This is a genomic window from Streptomyces sp. HUAS MG56, assembly GCF_058673395.1.
The window spans coordinates 7,252,860-7,270,691 of record NZ_CM178722.1 but is presented as its reverse complement, the minus strand read 5'-3'; the positions used below and the strand labels follow the sequence as shown (position 1 = coordinate 7,270,691).

The 17,832-nt window shown below is 69.8% G+C and carries 10 protein-coding genes and 1 tRNA gene; 1 reads left to right on the top strand and 10 read right to left on the bottom strand.

Translation table 11 applies throughout. The features are described from left to right. Positions 1-23: 23 nt before the first annotated feature. The 9 genes from AC4OXY_RS34210 to AC4OXY_RS34170 form a co-directional block, all read right to left on the bottom strand. A complete protein-coding gene (locus AC4OXY_RS34210; protein ID WP_071383380.1) occupies positions 24-494 on the bottom strand; it encodes a Dps family protein in 471 nt (156 codons plus the stop codon). Positions 495-679: 185 nt separating this feature from the next. Continuing rightward, positions 680-1,054, bottom strand: coding sequence for a helix-turn-helix domain-containing protein (locus AC4OXY_RS34205; RefSeq protein WP_030178264.1), 375 nt, complete (start codon positions 1,052-1,054; stop codon positions 680-682). A gap of 109 nt (positions 1,055-1,163) precedes the next feature. Beyond that, positions 1,164-1,709, bottom strand: a complete 546-nt coding sequence (locus AC4OXY_RS34200) for a CinA family protein (RefSeq protein ID WP_356033570.1) — start codon at positions 1,707-1,709, stop codon at positions 1,164-1,166. Next, positions 1,706-2,470, bottom strand: coding sequence for a CDP-diacylglycerol--glycerol-3-phosphate 3-phosphatidyltransferase (gene pgsA, locus AC4OXY_RS34195; RefSeq protein WP_356033567.1), 765 nt, complete (start codon positions 2,468-2,470; stop codon positions 1,706-1,708). Before pgsA ends, AC4OXY_RS34200 begins: the two co-directional genes overlap by 4 nt. Then, positions 2,467-3,939, bottom strand: coding sequence for a 30S ribosomal protein S12 methylthiotransferase RimO (rimO, locus tag AC4OXY_RS34190; RefSeq protein WP_491991586.1), 1,473 nt, complete (start codon positions 3,937-3,939; stop codon positions 2,467-2,469). The genes pgsA and rimO overlap by 4 nt, the downstream gene beginning before the upstream one ends. 94 nt (positions 3,940-4,033) lie before the next feature. After that, positions 4,034-4,876, bottom strand: coding sequence for a helix-turn-helix domain-containing protein (locus AC4OXY_RS34185; protein ID WP_356033562.1), 843 nt, complete (start codon positions 4,874-4,876; stop codon positions 4,034-4,036). A gap of 285 nt (positions 4,877-5,161) precedes the next feature. Further along, entirely contained in the window at positions 5,162-7,915 is a 2,754-nt protein-coding gene (locus AC4OXY_RS34180; RefSeq protein WP_491991585.1) for a DNA translocase FtsK, read from the bottom strand. A 124-nt stretch (positions 7,916-8,039) separates the two neighbouring features. After that, positions 8,040-8,723 (bottom strand): response regulator, encoded by a 684-nt coding sequence (locus AC4OXY_RS34175; protein ID WP_356033557.1) that lies wholly within the window; start codon positions 8,721-8,723, stop codon positions 8,040-8,042. A 319-nt stretch (positions 8,724-9,042) separates the two neighbouring features. Then, positions 9,043-14,499: a HAMP domain-containing protein gene (locus AC4OXY_RS34170; RefSeq protein WP_362822885.1), complete on the bottom strand. Its 5,457-nt coding sequence runs from the start codon at positions 14,497-14,499 to the stop codon at positions 9,043-9,045. Positions 14,500-14,907: 408 nt separating this feature from the next. On the opposite strand from AC4OXY_RS34170, the gene AC4OXY_RS34165 reads away from it, so the two are divergent. After that, positions 14,908-17,667 (top strand): SpoIIE family protein phosphatase, encoded by a 2,760-nt coding sequence (locus tag AC4OXY_RS34165; protein WP_356033552.1) that lies wholly within the window; start codon positions 14,908-14,910, stop codon positions 17,665-17,667. Between the two features lie 70 nt (positions 17,668-17,737). On the opposite strand, the gene AC4OXY_RS34160 is transcribed toward AC4OXY_RS34165, so the two are convergent. Continuing rightward, positions 17,738-17,813 (bottom strand) — tRNA-Thr (locus tag AC4OXY_RS34160). Positions 17,814-17,832: the final 19 nt, after the last annotated feature.

The window sequence follows — 17,832 nt, the reverse complement described above, 5'->3', positions numbered from 1 at the left end:
AACACCGAACCCCGGCCGGCCGCTTACGCGTTCTCCGCCTGGAACATCCAGTGATGCTTCTCCAGATCCGCGGTGACCCCGATGAAGATGTCCTGGGAAACGGGGTCCGGCTCCCCCGTCGCCGCCACCCGCTCCCGCATCCGGGTGATCACCGCGCCGAGCGCGTCCACCATCGCCCTGACCGCGTCGCCGTCCTTGATCCAGCCCGCCGGAGTGGCGCCGATGCCGCTGCCCGAGGCGACCGAGGCAGCGCGCCCGTCGGGCGGGACACCGAGGGCCGAGGCCCGCTCCGCCACCGTGTCGGAGTGGGTGCGCGCGGAGGCGACGACCTCGTCGAGCTGGAGGTGGATGGACCGGAAGCGGGGTCCGACGACGTTCCAGTGGATCTGCTTGGCGACCAGTGACAGGTCCACCAGGTCGACGAGGGCACCCTGGAGCGCCTCGGACACGGTCTTCAGGTCCGCGTCGGCCAACGGGCTCTTCACGACGTACATCCGTCTTCCTCCGGTGCTTCGGCGCGGTCACGTCCCTCCCACCATGACCGCACCGCACACATCGGGCAAATGGACGCATGGCCGGACACGAACGGCAGAAGCCCCGGTCGGCTCCCCCAGGTCTCCCTGGAGCAGCCGGCCGGGGCTTCACTCGTCTTCGGACGGCTAGGCCACGCGCGCGAACCTCACGCGGCGACCACGTCCACAGCCTCCGCGGGCGCCTTGATGGTCACCCGTTCCGGTGGCACACCGGTCACCGACACCGAACCCAGCATCGGACGGACCGGCGTGGGCACGGGCTCGGTGGCCGCGGCGGACTGGGCCAGCTCGGCGAGCGCCAGCTCGTCGCTCACCTCTCGCATGAGTTCCGACATCCGTACGTCCAGCGCGTCGCAGATGGCGGAGAGCAGCTCGGAGGAAGCCTCCTTCTGCCCCCGCTCCACCTCGGAGAGATAGCCGAGTGAGACTCGGGCGGACGAGGAGACTTCGCGCAGAGTACGGCCCTGGCGTTGGCGCTGCCGACGCAGCACGTCACCCAGCAGGCGACGGAGCAGAATCATCGGTGGCTCCCTCCTCGGACCGCGTAGCCGCATCCTTCTCGCCCCACCGTACCGCCTCGCGCTGCGGCCGTGCGGGGAGCGATGTCGTGTTCACTCAGGGCTGCAAACATCAAAACCCCCCGTTCCGTTCCGTATCCTGTGCCCGCTCATTCCCGGTCTGTTCGCCCGCAAGCTGCTCAAGCAGCAGTGCGAGTACGCTCCGTACACTCTCCATACGAATTTCCGCACGGCTGCCGTTCAACCGCAGAGCCTCCACTTTTCCGCCACCGGCAGAACCAGCACGGCCGGTGACGGGCCCGTCGGCCGCGACGAACACCGTCCCGACGGGCTTGCCGTCCTGCGGGTCGGGCCCGGCGACTCCGGTGGTCGCGATGCCCCAGTCGGCACCGAGAGCCTTGCGCACTCCGGCCGCCATCTGGGCCGCGACCTGCGGATCCACCGCGCCCTGCCGTGCCAGCAGGGCGGGGTCGACACCGAGCAGCTCGTGCTTCAGCTCCGTGGCGTAGGCGGTGACCGAACCCCGGAACACCTTGGAGGCTCCGGGGACTCCGGTGATCTCCGCCGCCACCAGACCACCGGTGAGCGACTCGGCGACGGCGAGGCTCTCGCCCCTCACCGTCAGTAGTCGCACCAGTTCGGTGGCCGTGGAGCTCACGATTCCTCATCCTCCAACGCTGCCGCACGCTCGGCGATTCCCTGGCGGCGCAGCACAATGGCTTGTCTTACGTAGTCGAGACCGGTGACGACAGTGAGGACGACCGCCACGGCCATCACCCAGAACCTCAGAGTCGCCAGCCACCCCGTCAGTGCCAGGACGTACATCCCGACGGCGACGCCCTGGGTGAGCGTCTTGAGCTTGCCGCCCCGGCTGGCGGGGATCACGCCGTAGCGAATGACCAGAAAACGCAGCAGCGTGATGCCGAGTTCCCTGCCGAGGATCACTGCGGTGACCCACCAGGGCAGATCGCCCAGGGCCGACAGACAGACGAGCGCCGCCCCCATGATCGCCTTGTCGGCGATGGGGTCGGCGATCTTTCCGAAGTCGGTGACCAGGTTGTAGGTGCGCGCCAGATGCCCGTCGAACAGGTCGGTGATCATGGCGATGGCGAAGGCCGCCCAGGCCAGCGAGCGCCAGGCCGGGTCGTAGCCGCCGTCCGCCAGCATCAGCGCCACGAAACCCGGCACCAGGACCAGCCGGAGCATCGTGAGCAGATTGGCGACGTTCCAGACACTCGCCTGGTTGACGGCCGCGGCCGTGATCTTCCCGCCGCGCGCGGGCTTGCCGCCGCTGCCGCTGTCGGGACCTGGGGCAGAACCGGAGACCTCGGACCGTGCGCCGTCGGCAGCGGCGGCGGGACCCCGGGCGCCCTGCGCACCGGAGGAGCCGCCCGCGGCGGATGCCGGGACTCCGGTCATCTGCCCGCCTCCTCACTACACGCGAGCGAACCGGCCAGCGGCTCGGCCACCAGGTCGACACCTTCCGTACCGACCACCTTCGCCTCGACCATACGTCCGACACTCAGGCCCTCGCCGCTCGTGAGCAGCACCTGGCCGTCGGTCTCGGGCGCCTGGTGCGCGGCGCGGCCGTAGACGCCCTCTTCCTCGTCCACGGACTCGACCAGGACGCGCACGCTTTCGCCGACGCGCTCCTCGGCGCGCTGCGAGACCAGTTCCTCGGCCAGCCGGGAGATGCGCGCGAGCCGCTCGGCGACGACGTCCTCGTCGAGTTTGTGCTCGTACGTCGCCGCCTCCGTGCCCTCCTCGTCGGAGTAGCCGAAGACACCGATGGCGTCCAGGCGGGCGCCGGTCAGGAAGCGCTCCAGCTCGGCCAGGTCGGCCTCGCTCTCGCCGGGGAAGCCGACGATGAAGTTGGAGCGCACGCCGGCCTCGGGGGCCTTGGAGCGGATCGTGTCGAGCAGCTCCAGGAAGCGGTCGGTGTCGCCGAAGCGGCGCATCGCGCGCAGCACGTCCGGCGCGGAGTGCTGGAAGGACAGGTCGAAGTACGGGACGACGTTGGGGGTCGAGGTCAGGACGTCGATGAGCCCCGGGCGCATCTCGGCCGGCTGCAGGTAGCTCACCCGCACCCGCTCGATGCCGTCGACCTCGGCCAGCTCCGGCAGCAGGGACTCCAGCAGGCGGATGTCGCCCAGGTCCTTGCCGTAGGAGGTGTTGTTCTCGGAGACCAGCATGATCTCCTTCACGCCCTGCTCGCCCAGCCAGCGCGCCTCGTTCAGCACGTCGCTCGGGCGGCGTGAGATGAAGGAGCCGCGGAAGGACGGGATGGCGCAGAAGGAGCAGCGGCGGTCGCAGCCGGAGGCGAGCTTGACCGAGGCGACCGGGGAGCCGTCCAGCCGGCGGCGCAGGGGCGCGCGCGGGCCGGACGCGGGCGCGAGGCCCTCCGGGAGGTCGGCCGGGGCATGGCCGGGCAGCGCGACGGCGGCGGCCGATTCCTGCCGCTCGGCCGGGCTGATCGGCAGCAGCTTGCGGCGGTCCCGCGGGGTGTGGGAAGCGTGGATGCCGCCGGACAGGATGGTCTGGAGGCGGTCGGAGATGTCCGCGTAGTCGTCGAAGCCGAGCACGCCGTCGGCCTCGGGCAGCGCCTCGGCCAGCTCCTTGCCGTACCGCTCGGCCATGCAGCCCACCGCCACGACGGCCTGGGTTCTTCCGTGGTCCTTGAGGTCGTTGGCCTCCAGGAGGGCGTCGACGGAGTCCTTCTTCGCGGCTTCGACGAAGCCACAGGTGTTGACCACGGCGACGTCGGCGTCCGCGGCGTCCTCGACGAGCTGCCAGCCGTCCGCCTCCAAACGGCCTGCGAGCTCCTCGGAGTCCACCTCGTTACGAGCGCAGCCGAGAGTGACGAGTGCGACGGTACGGCGTTCAGGCATGGGCTCAAGACTACTTTGTCTCACTGACAGCCCACGTCGACGGGGTTGGCCGATCTTGGCCAACCCCGTCACATCTGCGATCCGGCGGGACCGGTCAGCCCGCCACCGGGTCGCCCTTCGTGTAGGTGAGGCGCTCCACGGCACCCGGCTGGAACTTGTCGTCGATCTTCTTGCCGTTGACGTACAGCTCGATCGCGCCGGCGTCGCCGAGGATCAGGTTGATCTTGGAGCTGTCCTGGAAGGTCTTGGACTCGCCCTTCTTCAGCAGCCCGTCGAACAGCATCCTGCCGTTGTGGTCCTTGGCGTTGATCCAACTGCGCCCGTTCGGCGCGCTGACCTGCACGGTCACCTTGTCCTGCGGGGCCGCGGCGATGGCGCTGTCGGAGGGCTCGGTGCTCGGCGCGGCGGGCTTGTCCTTCGTCGGAGTGGGCGAGGCGGACCTGGTCGTGGACGGCGAGGTGCCCTCGGCGACCTGCGTCTTGGAGTCGTTTGCGCCACTGCCGCTCTTGAGCGCGGTGAAACCGACGAAGCCGATCACGACGACGATCGCGGCGACCATGGCCGCGGTCCAGTTCGGCCCGCGCCGCTCGGGGCGGATCCGCTCCGCCTCGAACAGAGGTGCGGCAGGGGTGGGTGCGGGGCGGCCGCCGTGGTCGGCGTCGTACTGGGCGATCAGCGGCGTGGGATCCAGGTGGACGGCCTTGGCCAGCGTGCGGATGTGCCCGCGCGCGTACACGTCACCGCCGCAGGGGGCGAAGTCGTCCGCCTCGATGGCGTGCACGATGGCGATACGGACCCGAGTGGCACTGCTGACGTCGTCCACGGTGAGCCCGGCCGCGATCCGCGCCTGCTGGAGAGCGCGGCCCACGGAGACACGGGCTTCCTGGGACTCGTCTGGGAACGGACGCTCGTCTTCAGGGGAGTTGCCGATGGACACGGGGGCGCCTTTCGAGCGGGTGAGCCACCTGTGCTGGAGGTTCAGTCTAGGGGGGTACGAAAGGTTGGGGCGACAGGGCGGTGCTATTTGTACGCCATCAGAACAACCGCTCATCCCAATGGCGGGACAGACGCGCCCCCGGGCCCGGGGTCCGCGGCTGCCCTTTCGCTCAACTTGACGTACCGCAAAGGGAAACGGTTGCCCGCCGATCTCTAACGGGTGGATCACGGCGTGGCCGCCACCCGGACCAACCCGCATCGGGCGGGCGGCCCCATGCCCTTGCCTCTAAGACTCCCCGCGAATCAGCGCGAGCACGCCGTCCAGCTCGTCGGGCTTCACGAGAACGTCACGCGCCTTGGAGCCCTCGCTGGGCCCCACGATGTTGCGGGACTCCATGAGGTCCATGAGCCGCCCGGCCTTGGCGAAGCCGACGCGCAGCTTGCGCTGGAGCATGGAGGTCGACCCGAACTGCGTGGAGACGACCAGCTCGGCCGCCTGGCACAGCAGGTCGAGGTCGTCGCCGATGTCCTCGTCGATCTCCTTCTTCTGCTTGGTGCCCACGGTGACGTCGTCCCGGAAGACCGGCGCCATCTGGTCCTTGCAGTGCTGCACGATGGCCGCGACCTCTGCCTCGGTGACGAACGCGCCCTGCATACGGGTCGGCTTGTTCGCCCCCATCGGCAGGAACAGGCCGTCGCCCTTGCCGATCAGCTTCTCGGCGCCCGGCTGGTCGAGGATGACCCGGGAGTCGGCCAGCGAGGAGGTGGCGAAGGCCAGCCGGGAGGGCACGTTGGCCTTGATCAGACCGGTGACCACGTCGACCGAGGGGCGCTGGGTGGCGAGCACCAGGTGGATGCCGGCCGCGCGCGCGAGCTGCGTGATGCGCACGATCGAGTCCTCGACGTCCCGCGGCGCGACCATCATCAGGTCGGCCAGCTCGTCCACGATCACCAGCAGGTACGGATACGGCTGGAGCTCGCGCTCGCTGCCCTCCGGCGGCTTGACCTTGCCGTCGCGCACGGCCTGGTTGAAGTCGTCGATGTGCCGGTAGCCGTAGGCCGCGAGGTCGTCGTAGCGCAGGTCCATCTCGCGGACGACCCACTGGAGCGCCTCGGCGGCCCGCTTGGGGTTGGTGATGATCGGCGTGATCAGGTGCGGGATGCCCTCGTACGCGGTCAGCTCGACGCGCTTGGGGTCGACCAGGATCATCCGGACGTCCTCCGGGGTCGCCCGGATCATGACCGAGGTGATCAGGCAGTTGATGCAGGACGACTTGCCGGAGCCGGTGGCGCCCGCGACCAGCATGTGCGGCATCTTCGCCAGCGAGTGCATCACGTACCCGCCCTCGACGTCCTTGCCGAAGGCGACCAGCATCGGGTCGTCGTCCTCGGCGGACTCCGCGAGCCGCAGCACGTCGCCGAGGTTGACCATCTCCCGGTCGGTGTTCGGGATCTCGATGCCGACCGCGGACTTGCCCGGGATGGGGCTGATGATCCGCACGTCCGGGCTGGCGACCGCGTATGCGATGTTCTTGGTCAGGGCGGTGATCCGCTCGACCTTCACGGCGGGGCCGAGGGCCACCTCGTAGCGGGTGACCGTCGGGCCGCGGGTGAAGCCCGTGACGGCCGCGTCGACCTTGAACTCGGAGAAGACCTGGGTGAGCGAGGCGACGACCGCGTCGTTGGCCTCGCTGCGCGCCTTGCCGGGGCCGCCGCGGGTGAGGAGGTCCAGGGAGGGCAGCGCGTACGTGATGTCCCCGGCGAGCTGGAGCTGCTCCGCGCGCGGGGGCAGATCGCGGGGCTCCTCGGGGGCCTTCTTGGTCAGGTCCGGGACGGTCCCGGCGGTGAGCTTCTCCTGCTTGGGGCGCGCGGCCGGCACCGGCGAGGCCGCGGGAGTCGCGGCGGGCTCGGGCGTGGGCGTCGGCGTGGGCACCGGGGTGGTCTCTTCGCGCCCGCCCGTGCCGACGCCCTGGGTGAGGTCGGCGACCAGCGGGGACGGCGGCATGCCGTGCAGCACCGCGCCGTCGAGCGCGGCAGCGGCGGCCGCCGCGACGTCCACAGCGTCCATCTGGCGCTGCGGATCCGGCTGGGGCACCGCGGAACGCCTGGGACGCCCGCGACGCCGCGAGAGGGCCTCTTCCTCGGCGCCGTCGGGGTCGTACGGCTGGGGGGCGGCAGAGCGCCTGCGCGGGCGCGCGGGCAGCGCCTCGCGCCACTGCTCGTCGTAGCGCTCGTCGTCCTCGGTGAAGTCCTCGGCCTCGTGGTCGTGCAGCACGCCCAGGCGTACGCCGAGCGTGCGCAGGCGCTGCGGGATGGCGTTGACGGGGGTGGCGGTCACCACCAGCAGACCGAAGATCGTGAGCAGCGCCAGCAGGGGTACGGCGAGCACGTCGGTCATGGTGTACGTCAGCGGGGTCGCCGCCGCCCAGCCGATGAGGCCGCCGGCGTCCCTTATCGCCTGCATGCCGTCGGCGCGCGCGGGCGAGCCGCAGGCGATGTGGACCTGCCCGAGCACGCCGACGACGAGCGCGGACAGACCGATCACGATCCGCCCGTTGGCCTCCGGCTGCTCCGGGTGCCGGATGAACCGTACGGCGATCACCGCGAGCAGTATCGGCACCAGCAGGTCGAGCCGGCCGAAGGCGCCGGTGACGAGGATCTCCACGAGATCGCCGACGGGGCCCTTCAGGTGGGCCCAGGTGCCGGCGGCGACGATCAGCGCGATACCGAACAGCAGCAGCGCGATGCCGTCCTTGCGGTGCGCCGGATCGAGGTTCTTCGCGCCCCGCCCTATGCCGCGGAAGACGGCGCCGACGGCGTGCGCGACGCCGAGCCACAGGGCGCGCGCAAGCCGGTACACGCCCCCGGTGGGGCTGGGTGCCGGCTTCGGCGGCACGGCCTTCTTCGCCGGCGCCTTCTTCTTGGCGGGCGCCTTCTTGGCCGGGGTCTTCTTCGCGGCGGCCTTCCTCGCCGGAGCCTTCGCGGGAGCCGCCGCCTTCTTGGCGGTCTGCTTCTTGGCTGCGGAGGGACGTGAGGCCATGGGTGTGAGGTTACCGGGGGAGACGACAGGGGACACGTGTGCCCACAGCTTCACCCGTTCGTGTCGCCCTTGCGGGGACTCGGAACTGACGTGTGCTCATGGGCAACCGGCGCCCGGGATCACGTCAGTTCTGCGCCGGCACCGACGGACCGCCGGCCCCAGCGCCCGGTTCCAGGGCGTCGAGTGCACGGCGCAACCCGGTGAGTTTGCGCTCCAGATGGGCCGCCGTGGCCACCGCGGCTGCGTCCGCCGAGTCGTCGTCCAGCTGCTTGGACAGCGCCTCGGCCTGCTCCTCGACGGCCGCGAGCCGCGCCGACAGCTCCGCGAGCAGCCCGGCCGACTCCTTGCCGCCGCCGACCGCGCCCTTGCCGCCGCCCTCCAACTGGAGCCGCAGCAGCGCCGCCTGTTCGCGCAGCTGGCAGTTCTTCATGTACAGCTCGACGAATACCGAGACCTTGGCGCGCAGCACCCACGGGTCGAACGGCTTGGAGATGTAGTCCACCGCGCCTGCCGCGTAGCCCCGGAAGGTGTGGTGCGGGCCGTGGTTGATCGCCGTGAGGAAGATGATCGGGATGTCCCGCGTCCGCTCCCGCCGCTTGATGTGTGCGGCCGTCTCGAAACCGTCCATGCCAGGCATCTGGACGTCCAGCAGAATGACCGCGAAATCGTCCGTGAGCAGTGCCTTGAGCGCTTCCTCCCCGGACGATGCCCGCACCAGCGTCTGATCGAGCGCCGAGAGGATCGCCTCCAGCGCCAGCAGATTCTCCGGCCGGTCATCGACCAGGAGGATCTTGGCCTTCTGCACCATGGCCCGCCCTCCTCGCCCCGGCGGTACACCGGGCGCCGCCCCAGGGGACGACTCCCTATCGCCGCCCGTCCTTGTGCCGGTCATCGTAGCCGCACCCCGCCCGTCGCCACACCCTGTCACCGCGATGTCACTGTGCACGTAGCGGAAACGCCTCGGAGGCCCGGATGGTTCCCGGAATCCGGCATTCCCATACGCGCACAGCCCTGTCGGGCCCTACCTTCGCAGCCACCCCACAGGGGCAACTCCCGACGCCCGCCAGAGGTTCCCCGGGTGTTCACATCCCGGAGAACCTCTTTTCGCGTCACCTCGCGTCCGAGCGTCACCTCGCGCCCATCCACTGCTGCATCACGGCCAGCAGGTGGTCCGGGTCGACCGGCTTGGTCACGTAGTCCGAGGCACCCGACTCGATCGCCTTCTCCCGGTCGCCCTTCATGGCCTTCGCCGTCAGCGCGATGATCGGCAGGCCGGCGAACTGCGGCATCCTGCGGATCGCCGTGGTCGTCGCATACCCGTCCATCTCCGGCATCATGATGTCCATCAGCACGACCGCCACGTCGTCGTGCTGCTCCAGCACCTCGATGCCCTCGCGGCCGTTCTCGGCGTACAGCACCGAGAGACCGTGCTGCTCCAGCACGCTGGTCAGCGCGAACACGTTGCGGATGTCGTCGTCGACGATCAGTACCTTCTCGCCGCCGAACCGCACCACGTGCGCGGGGTGCGCCGTGCCCTCGTGTTCGAGGGCCGACCAGCGCTCCGCCCGCAGCTCACCCTGTGGCAGGGCGCGCCGCCGGCGCCGGAAGAGCGCCGCGGGGCCGTTCTGGGTCTCGCGGTACGACTTCACCTCGGCCGGCGTCTCGATCTCCACCGCGGACAGCTCCGAGGACGGCTTCGCCTCCGAGGCCAGCAGCTCGCCCGCCCCCAGCGGGGGCACGGACTGCTGGTAGCCCTGCGGCGGCAGTTCGCTCGGGTGCAGCGGCAGGTACAGGGTGAACGTCGAGCCGCGGCCCGGCTCGCTCTGCGCGTGGATCTCACCGCCGAGCAGCTGCGCGATCTCCCGCGAGATCGACAGGCCCAGGCCGGTGCCGCCGTACTTGCGGCTGGTCGTGCCGTCCGCCTGCTTGAACGCCTCGAAGATCACCCGCATCTTGCTGGCCGCGATACCGATCCCCGTGTCCGTCACCGAGAACGCGATCAGCGGCGCCTCCGGATCGGTCAGCGCACCGGCCTCCAGCAACTGCTCCCGGATGCCCACCGGCACGTCCGCGCCGGCCGGCCGGATCACCAGCTCCACCGAACCCGAGTCGGTGAACTTCACCGCGTTCGACAGCAGGTTGCGCAGCACTTGAAGCAGCCGCTGCTCGTCGGTGTGCAGGGTCGCGGGCAGCTCCGGGGAGACCCGTACGGACAGGTCCAGGCCCTTCTCCGCGGTCAGCGGGCGGAAGGTGGCCTCCACGTAGTCCACGAGCTGCACGAGCGCGATACGCGTCGGCGACACGTCCATCTTGCCCGCCTCGACCTTCGACAGGTCGAGGATGTCGTTGATGAGCTGGAGCAGGTCCGAACCGGCGCCGTGGATGGTCTCGGCGAACTCGACCTGCTTCGGCGAGAGGTTGCCCTCGGCGTTGTCGGCGAGCAGCTTGGCCAGGATCAGCAGCGAGTTGAGCGGGGTGCGCAGCTCGTGCGACATGTTGGCGAGGAACTCGCTCTTGTAGCGCATCGACACCGCGAGCTGCTCGGCGCGCTCCTCCAGGACCTGGCGGGCCTCCTCGATCTCGGTGTTCTTCACCTCGATGTCGCGGTTCTGCCGGGCCAGCAGCTCGGCCTTCTCTTCCAGTTCGGCGTTGGAGGCCTGCAGCGCCTTCTGCCGGTTCTCCAACTCGGCCGACCGCTCGCGCAATTGCTCGGTCAGCTCCTGCGACTGCTTCAGCAGCAGCTCTGTCTTGGTGTTGACCGAGATGGTGTTGACGCTCGTCGCGATCATCTCGGCGATCTGGTTGAGGAAGTCCTTCTGGATCTGCGTGAACGGCGTGAAGGAGGCCAGCTCGATGATGCCGAGCACCTTGCCCTCGAACAGCACCGGCAACACGATCACCTGCGCGGGCGGGGCCTCGCCGAGCCCGGAGGAGATCTTCAGATAGCCGCTCGGCGCGTCCGACACCAGGATCGTGCGCTTCTCCTCGGCGGCCGTGCCGACCAGCGCCTCGCCAGGCCGGAACGACGTCGGCATCGACCCCATCGAGTAGCCGTACGAACCCAGCATCCGCAGCTCGTAGTTGTCCTCGCCGTTGCCCACGGCCTTGCCCTCGACCATCGGCATCGCGAGGAAGAACGCGCCGTGCTGCGCGGACACCACCGGCGTCAGCTCGCTCATGATCAGCGACGCGACGTCCTCCAGGTCGCGGCGGCCCTGCATGAGGGCGGAGATCCGGGCCAGGTTGCCCTTGAGCCAGTCCTGCTCCTTGTTGGCGATCGTGGTGTCGCGCAGGTTGGCGATCATCTTGTTGATGTAGTCCTGGAGTTCCTGGATCTCGCCGGACGCGTCCACGTCGATCTTCAGGTTCAGGTCGCCGCGGGTCACCGCGGTCGCCACGCGCGCGATGGCCCGCACCTGCCGGGTCAGGTTCCCGGCCATCTCGTTCACCGACTCGGTCAGGTCCCGCCAGGTGCCGTCGACGTCACGCACGCGTGCCTGGCCGCCCAGCTGCCCCTCGGTGCCCACCTCACGCGCCACGCGCGTGACCTCCTCGGCGAAGCTTGAGAGCTGATCAACCATCGTGTTGATCGTCGTCTTCAGCTCAAGGATCTCGCCGCGGGCGTCAATGTCGATCTTCTTGGTCAGGTCACCCTTGGCGATGGCCGTGGTGACCATGGCGATGTTGCGCACCTGGCCGGTCAGGTTGGACGCCATCTGGTTCACGGACTCGGTGAGGTCCTTCCAGGTGCCGGCCACACCCGGGACGTGGGCCTGGCCGCCCAGGATGCCGTCCGTACCCACCTCGCGGGCCACCTTGGTGACCTGGTCGGCGAACGAACTCAGGGTCTTCACCATGGTGTTGATGGTGTCGGCGAGCTGCGCCACCTCACCGCGCGCCTCGATCGTCACCTGCCGCGTCAGGTCGCCGTTGGCGACGGCCGCGGACACCTGCGAGATGTTGCGCACCTGCATGGTCAGGTTGTTGGCCATCAGGTTGACGTTGTTGCTCAGGTCCTTCCAGATGCCGGTGACGCCCGGCACGTGCGCCTGACCGCCCAGGATGCCCTCGGTGCCCACCTCACGGGCCACCCGGGTCACCTGCTCGGCGAAGCTGGACAGTTGATCAACCATCGTGTTGACCGTCGTGACCAGCTCAAGAATCTCACCCTTGGCGTCAACAGTGATCTTCTTGGACAGGTCGCCCTTGGCCACCCCCGTCGTGACCTCGGCGATGTTGCGCACCTGGATCGTCAGGTTGTTCGCCATGAAGTTCACGGACTGCGTGAGGTCCTTCCAGGTGCCGGAGACGCCCTGCACCTCGGCCTGACCGCCGAGGATGCCCTCCGTGCCCACCTCACGGGCCACCCGGGTGACCTCCTCCGCGAACGACGACAGCTGGTCGACCATCGTGTTCAGGGTGTTCTTCAGCTCCAGGATCTCCCCGCGCGCGTCCACGGTGATCTTCTGGGAGAGGTCACCGCGGGCCACCGCCGTGGCGACCTGCGCGATGTTGCGCACCTGGGCCGTCAGGTTGCCGGCCATGCCGTTCACGGAGTCCGTCAGGTCCCGCCACACACCGGCCACACCGGGCACCTGCGCCTGGCCGCCGAGGCGCCCCTCGGTACCCACGTCCCGGGCCACCCGGGTGACCTGGTCGGCGAAGGCGGACAGCTGATCAACCATCGTGTTGATCGTGTTCTTCAGCTCAAGGATCTCACCGCGCGCGTCGACGTCGATCTTCTGCGACAGGTCACCCCGCGCCACCGCCGTCGTCACCTGGGCGATCTGCCGTACCTGCGAGGTCAGGTTGCCGGCCATGAAGTTGACGGAGTCCGTCAACTCCTTCCACGTGCCCGACACGCCGTCCACCCGGGCCTGACCGCCCAGCCGGCCCTCCGTGCCCACGTCCCTGGCCATCCGCGTGACCTGGTCGGCGAAGCTCGACAGCTGGTCCACCATCGTGTTCACGGTGTTCTTCAACTGGAGCATCTCGCCGGAGACGTCGACGGTGACCTTCTGCGAGAGGTCGCCGTTCGCCACCGCCGTGGTCACCTGGGCGATGTTGCGCACCTGGCCGGTGAGGTTGCGGAATGCAGTGTTGACGGAGTCCGTCAAGTCTTTCCATGCACCGGCGGCACCGGGCACCTGTGCCTGACCGCCCAGTTCACCCTCGACACCGATCTCCCGTGCGACACGGGTCACTTCGGCACCGAACGCCGACAGCTGGTCCACCATCCCGTTGACGGTGTTCTTCAGCTCCAGCATCTCGCCGGCCACGTCCACCGTGACCTTCTGTGACAGATCACCACTGGCCACGGCGGTCGTCACGGCGGCGATGTCCCGCACCTGAGTCGTCAGGTTCCGGAAGACCGTGTTGACCGAGTCCGTCAGGTCCTTCCAGGTCCCGGCCGCGCCCGGCACGTTCGCCTGACCGCCGAGCCGCCCCTCTGCGCCGACCTCGTTCGCCACGCGCGTGACCTCGTCCGCGAAGATGCGCAGCGTCTCGGTCATCTGGTTGATCGTCTCGGCCAGCTGCGCGACCTCACCACGCGCCGGAACCGTCACCTTCTGCGACAGATCACCGTTCGCGACAGCTGTCGTGACCTGCGAGATCCCCCGCACCTGCGCGGTCAGGTTGCCCGCCATCGTGTTGACGGAGTCGGTCAGCTCCTTCCACACACCGGCCACCTCTGGCACCTGCGCCCGGCCGCCCAGGATGCCCTCGGTGCCCACCTCCCGGGCCACGCGCGTGACCTCGGAGGAGAAGGCCGACAGCTGGTCCACCATCGTGTTGACGGTGTTCTTCAGCTCCAGCATCTCGCCGGCCACGTGGACGGTCACCTTGCGTGACAGATCACCCTTGGCGACCGCCGTGGTCACCAGCGCGATGTCTCGCACCTGCGCCGTCAGCCGGTCGGCCATCGTGTTGACGGACTCCGTCAGGTCCTTCCACGAACCCGACATCCCGCGCACCCGGGCCTGCCCGCCGAGCTTGCCCTCGGTGCCGACCTCGCTGGCCACGCGCGTGACCTCGTCGGTGAACGTCGACAGCTGGTCCACCAGGTTGTTGACGGTACGGCCGACCTTCAGGAACTCGCCGCGCAGCGGATGCCCGGCACCGTCGTCCGGCGCCTGCGTGCGCAGCTCCATCCGCGGCGACAGATCACCCTCGGCGACCGCCGTCAGCACCCGGCTGACCTCCGACACCGGCCAGACGAGATCGTCGACCAGCGCGTTGGAGGCGTCGATGGCGGTCGCCCACGAGCCCTCGCACGCCCCCGTCTCCAGCCGCTCCGTGAGTTTTCCCTCACGCCCCACCATGCGCCGTACCCGGGACAGCTCCCCGGTCAGATGCATGTTCCGGTCGGCCACCTCGTTGAAGACGGCGGCGATCTCCGACATCACGCCGTCACCGGACACGGTGAGCCGTTTGCGGAAGTTTCCGTCACGCATCGATACGAGAGCCGCCAGCAGCCGGTTCAGGGCAGCCGTGTCCACGGCGGTGGTGCCGCCGCTCCTGCCCAGGGACGGTCCGCCTTTCGCGCGCGTCTTCGTGCCACGCGTCGCCGCGCCAGACTCCACTGTGTCCCTCCCGGAGGGGTAGACCGCTACTGCCGTGCTCTGCCGCTTCGGCACCGGTCGCCGGTCATCGGCATACCGGATACTTCCGCGTACCCATTACTGCTGCGTATTTCTGCCAGACGAGATCCGGCCGCACCAGAGGCTGCTGCCCGCCGTACACGGAACACACGCAGCCCGACCCGACCTTCATCAGAAGCTTGCCCAGTGTTTCACCCGGGCCGAACCAGGCCATAACAGTTCGGCAGCTTCGCACATCGCCCGCACACCGTGGGGGGTAAACACCGGCGACCGGCATCCGCACGGACGGCGAAGGTAAGTAACCTTGCATCCGGCTGTCCAGCCGCACCGGTCCGACCGGCCTGGGCGGTGGCACGAGCACGAGGGGCATCGGAGGGGCGGCCGCAGACCATGACCACCGGAGTCATCCCCGGGGGACAGCCCCCGGAGCCACAGCCGACGGGCGAGCTGCTGCCCCAGCAGCGAAGCGAGCCGGCCGGCCATGCTGCCCTGCACGTCGACAACCGGCCGAGGAGTTCTGTGATCACCGCGCGTGCGGCCGCCACGTTCGAGCCCGTCGGGCGGTCCGTCGCGACCGCCCGGTCCTTCGTCCGCGACACGCTCCAGGGCTGGGGCTTCGCCGACATCGTCGACGACGCCGTCGTCCTCACCAGCGAACTGGTGACCAACGCGGTCGTCCACGCGGGCACACACGCGGACGTCCTGTGCCTGCGCACCGACGACGGCGCGCGCATCGAGGTCTCCGACCACTACCCCGAGCGCGAGGTCCCCCTTCAGAGCGCCGCCGCCACGATGGGCAGCCCCGACCGCGAGGGCGGCCGTGGCCTCCAGCTCTGCGCGGCCCTGGCCGCCCGCTGGGGCGTGGACTACACCCCCACCCACAAGAACGTCTGGTTCCAGCTCAATCTCCCCCAGCGCCCGGTCGGCACCCGCTCCGCCGGGCCGTCCCTGCCCGCCGAGCTGCTGCCGCTGGCCGACGGCCGGGTCCGCGTCGCCGTCCTCCAGGTCGACCGAAAAGGCTCCCTCACCGCCTGGAACGAGGACGCCGAGGAACTCTTCGGCTACCCCGCGTCCGAGGTCATCGGCAGGCCCCTCACCGAACTCGCGGCCTGGCCGCACACTCCGGGCACCAGCACCGGCGTCGCCGAGGCCCTCCAGCTCTCCCGCTGGGAGGGCAGTTACGGCATCCGCGGCGCCGACGGCCGCGTGGCCCCGGTCTACGCCTCACACCTCCGGGTCCGCGACACCGGCGGCGAGCCCTCCACCGTGTGCCTCCTGGTACGGGACCACGAGCGCGCCGTCCTCCAGACGCCGCTGCGCGTCCCGGCAAGCGACCAGAATCAGCCCTCCGACGGCCCGAACGCCGACCCCTTCGAGGTGTTCATCGGCTCCCCCGCCCCGGACGACCTCGACGGTCTGCTCCAGCGCACGGTGGAACGCGCGCGTGACATGCTCGACGGCGACTCCGCCTTCCTGCTGCTGGCCACCGACGACGAGACCGAGCTGGAGGTCCGCGCCTCCACCGGCCTGCCCTCCGCCCGCCAGCGCTTCGCGCGCGTGCCCGTCGAGGCCGGCCCCGGACGCTACGGCTCCGCGCGCATGCCCGCCGTCCACGACGACCTGACGGCCGTACCCGGCGCCGTACCCCTCCTGTCCGGCACCGGCATGCGCTCGGTCGTCACGGTCCCGCTGAAGGTCGAAGGCCGCCTCACCGGCTCCCTCGGCGTCGCCGCCGAGGGAGCCGGCAGATACTCCAACGAGGAGGCGCTGCGCCTCCAGTTCGCCGCCGACCGCATCGCCCTGGCCGTCGAGTCGGCCCGCCTCGGCGAACTGGAACGCCTGCGCCGCGGCTCCCTCAGCTTCCTCGTCGAAGCCTCCGACCTGCTGGCCGGCACGCTCGACCGCGACCAGACGCTGGCCCTCATGGCCCAGATGACGGTCCCGACCCTGGCCACCTGGTGCGCCGTCTACACGATCGCCGACCAGGCCTCGGACCCCTATCTGTCCTACGTCCTGCACGAGGACGAGGAACTCATCGACGGCATCAAGTCATTGCTCTCGAAGATCGCCCCGCCCGACCCGGTGCCGACCCCCGGCGCCCGCGTGTGGACGGTCCCCGCCGAGGTGGCCCACCAAGCGGCCCTGCGCACCTCCATGCGCACCCTCGGCCTGTCCGGCAGCCCCACCCACCGGATCTCCTCCAGCATCGGCCCGACCCTGGCCACCGCCTCCGCGGTCGGCGGCGAGACGGTCGTCCTGCCGCTCGTCGCGCGCAACCGCGTCATCGGCATGCTCGTCCTCGGCAAGCCCACCGACGAACACTTCCGCCAGGAAATCCTGGAACTGGCCGAGGACCTGTCCCGCCGGGCCGCACTCGCTCTCGACAACGCCCGCCTGTACTCGGAGCGCACGGCCATCAGCCAGGCCCTCCAGCGCAGCCTCCTGCCGCCCGGCACCCCGCACATCGACGGCGTCGAGGTGGAGGTCATCTACCGCGCGGCCGGCGAGGGCAACGAGGTCGGCGGTGACTTCTACGACCTCTTCCCGATCGGCAACGGCGCCTACGGCTTCGCCATCGGCGACGTCTGCGGTACGGGCCCCAACGCCGCTGCGGTCACCGGCCTCGCCCGGCACGCCCTGCGCCTGCTCGCGCGCGAAGGCCTCTCCGGCCCCGCGGTCCTGGAGCGCCTGAACTCGGCCATCCTCGACGAGGGCGACCGCAGCCGCTTCCTGACCCTCCTCTACGGCGAGATGCGCCTTCAGGAGGACGGCAGCGCGGAGCTGAAGGTGGTCTGCGCCGGCCACCCGCTCCCACTGCGCCTGCGTCAGGACGGCACGGTGGTCGCGGCAGCCGAACCCCAGCCGCTGCTCGGCGTCATCGAGGACCTGGAGCTGTACGAGGAGACCGTCACCCTCGATCCGGGCGACGTGCTGCTCTGCGTCACGGACGGCGTCACCGAACGCCGCGAGGGCACGCGCATGCTGGGCGACGACGGCCTCGCCGACGTCCTCACCACGTGCACGGGCCTGACGGCCGGAGCAGTCGCGGCCCGCATCATGCGCGCCGTGGAACGCTTCGCGTCCGACGCTCCGTCGGACGACATGGCGATTCTGGCGATGCGGGTCCCGGGAATCCACAAGGAGGCATGAGGCCTTGAGGTCTCAAGGCCTTGTGGGTATAAAAAAGGGCCCCACCCGAGAGGGTGGAGCCCTTTTCTGCTGGAGCCCCCAAACGGAATCGAACCGTTGACCTTCTCCTTACCATGGAGACGCTCTGCCGACTGAGCTATAGGGGCCTGTCGTTTTCGAGGTTTC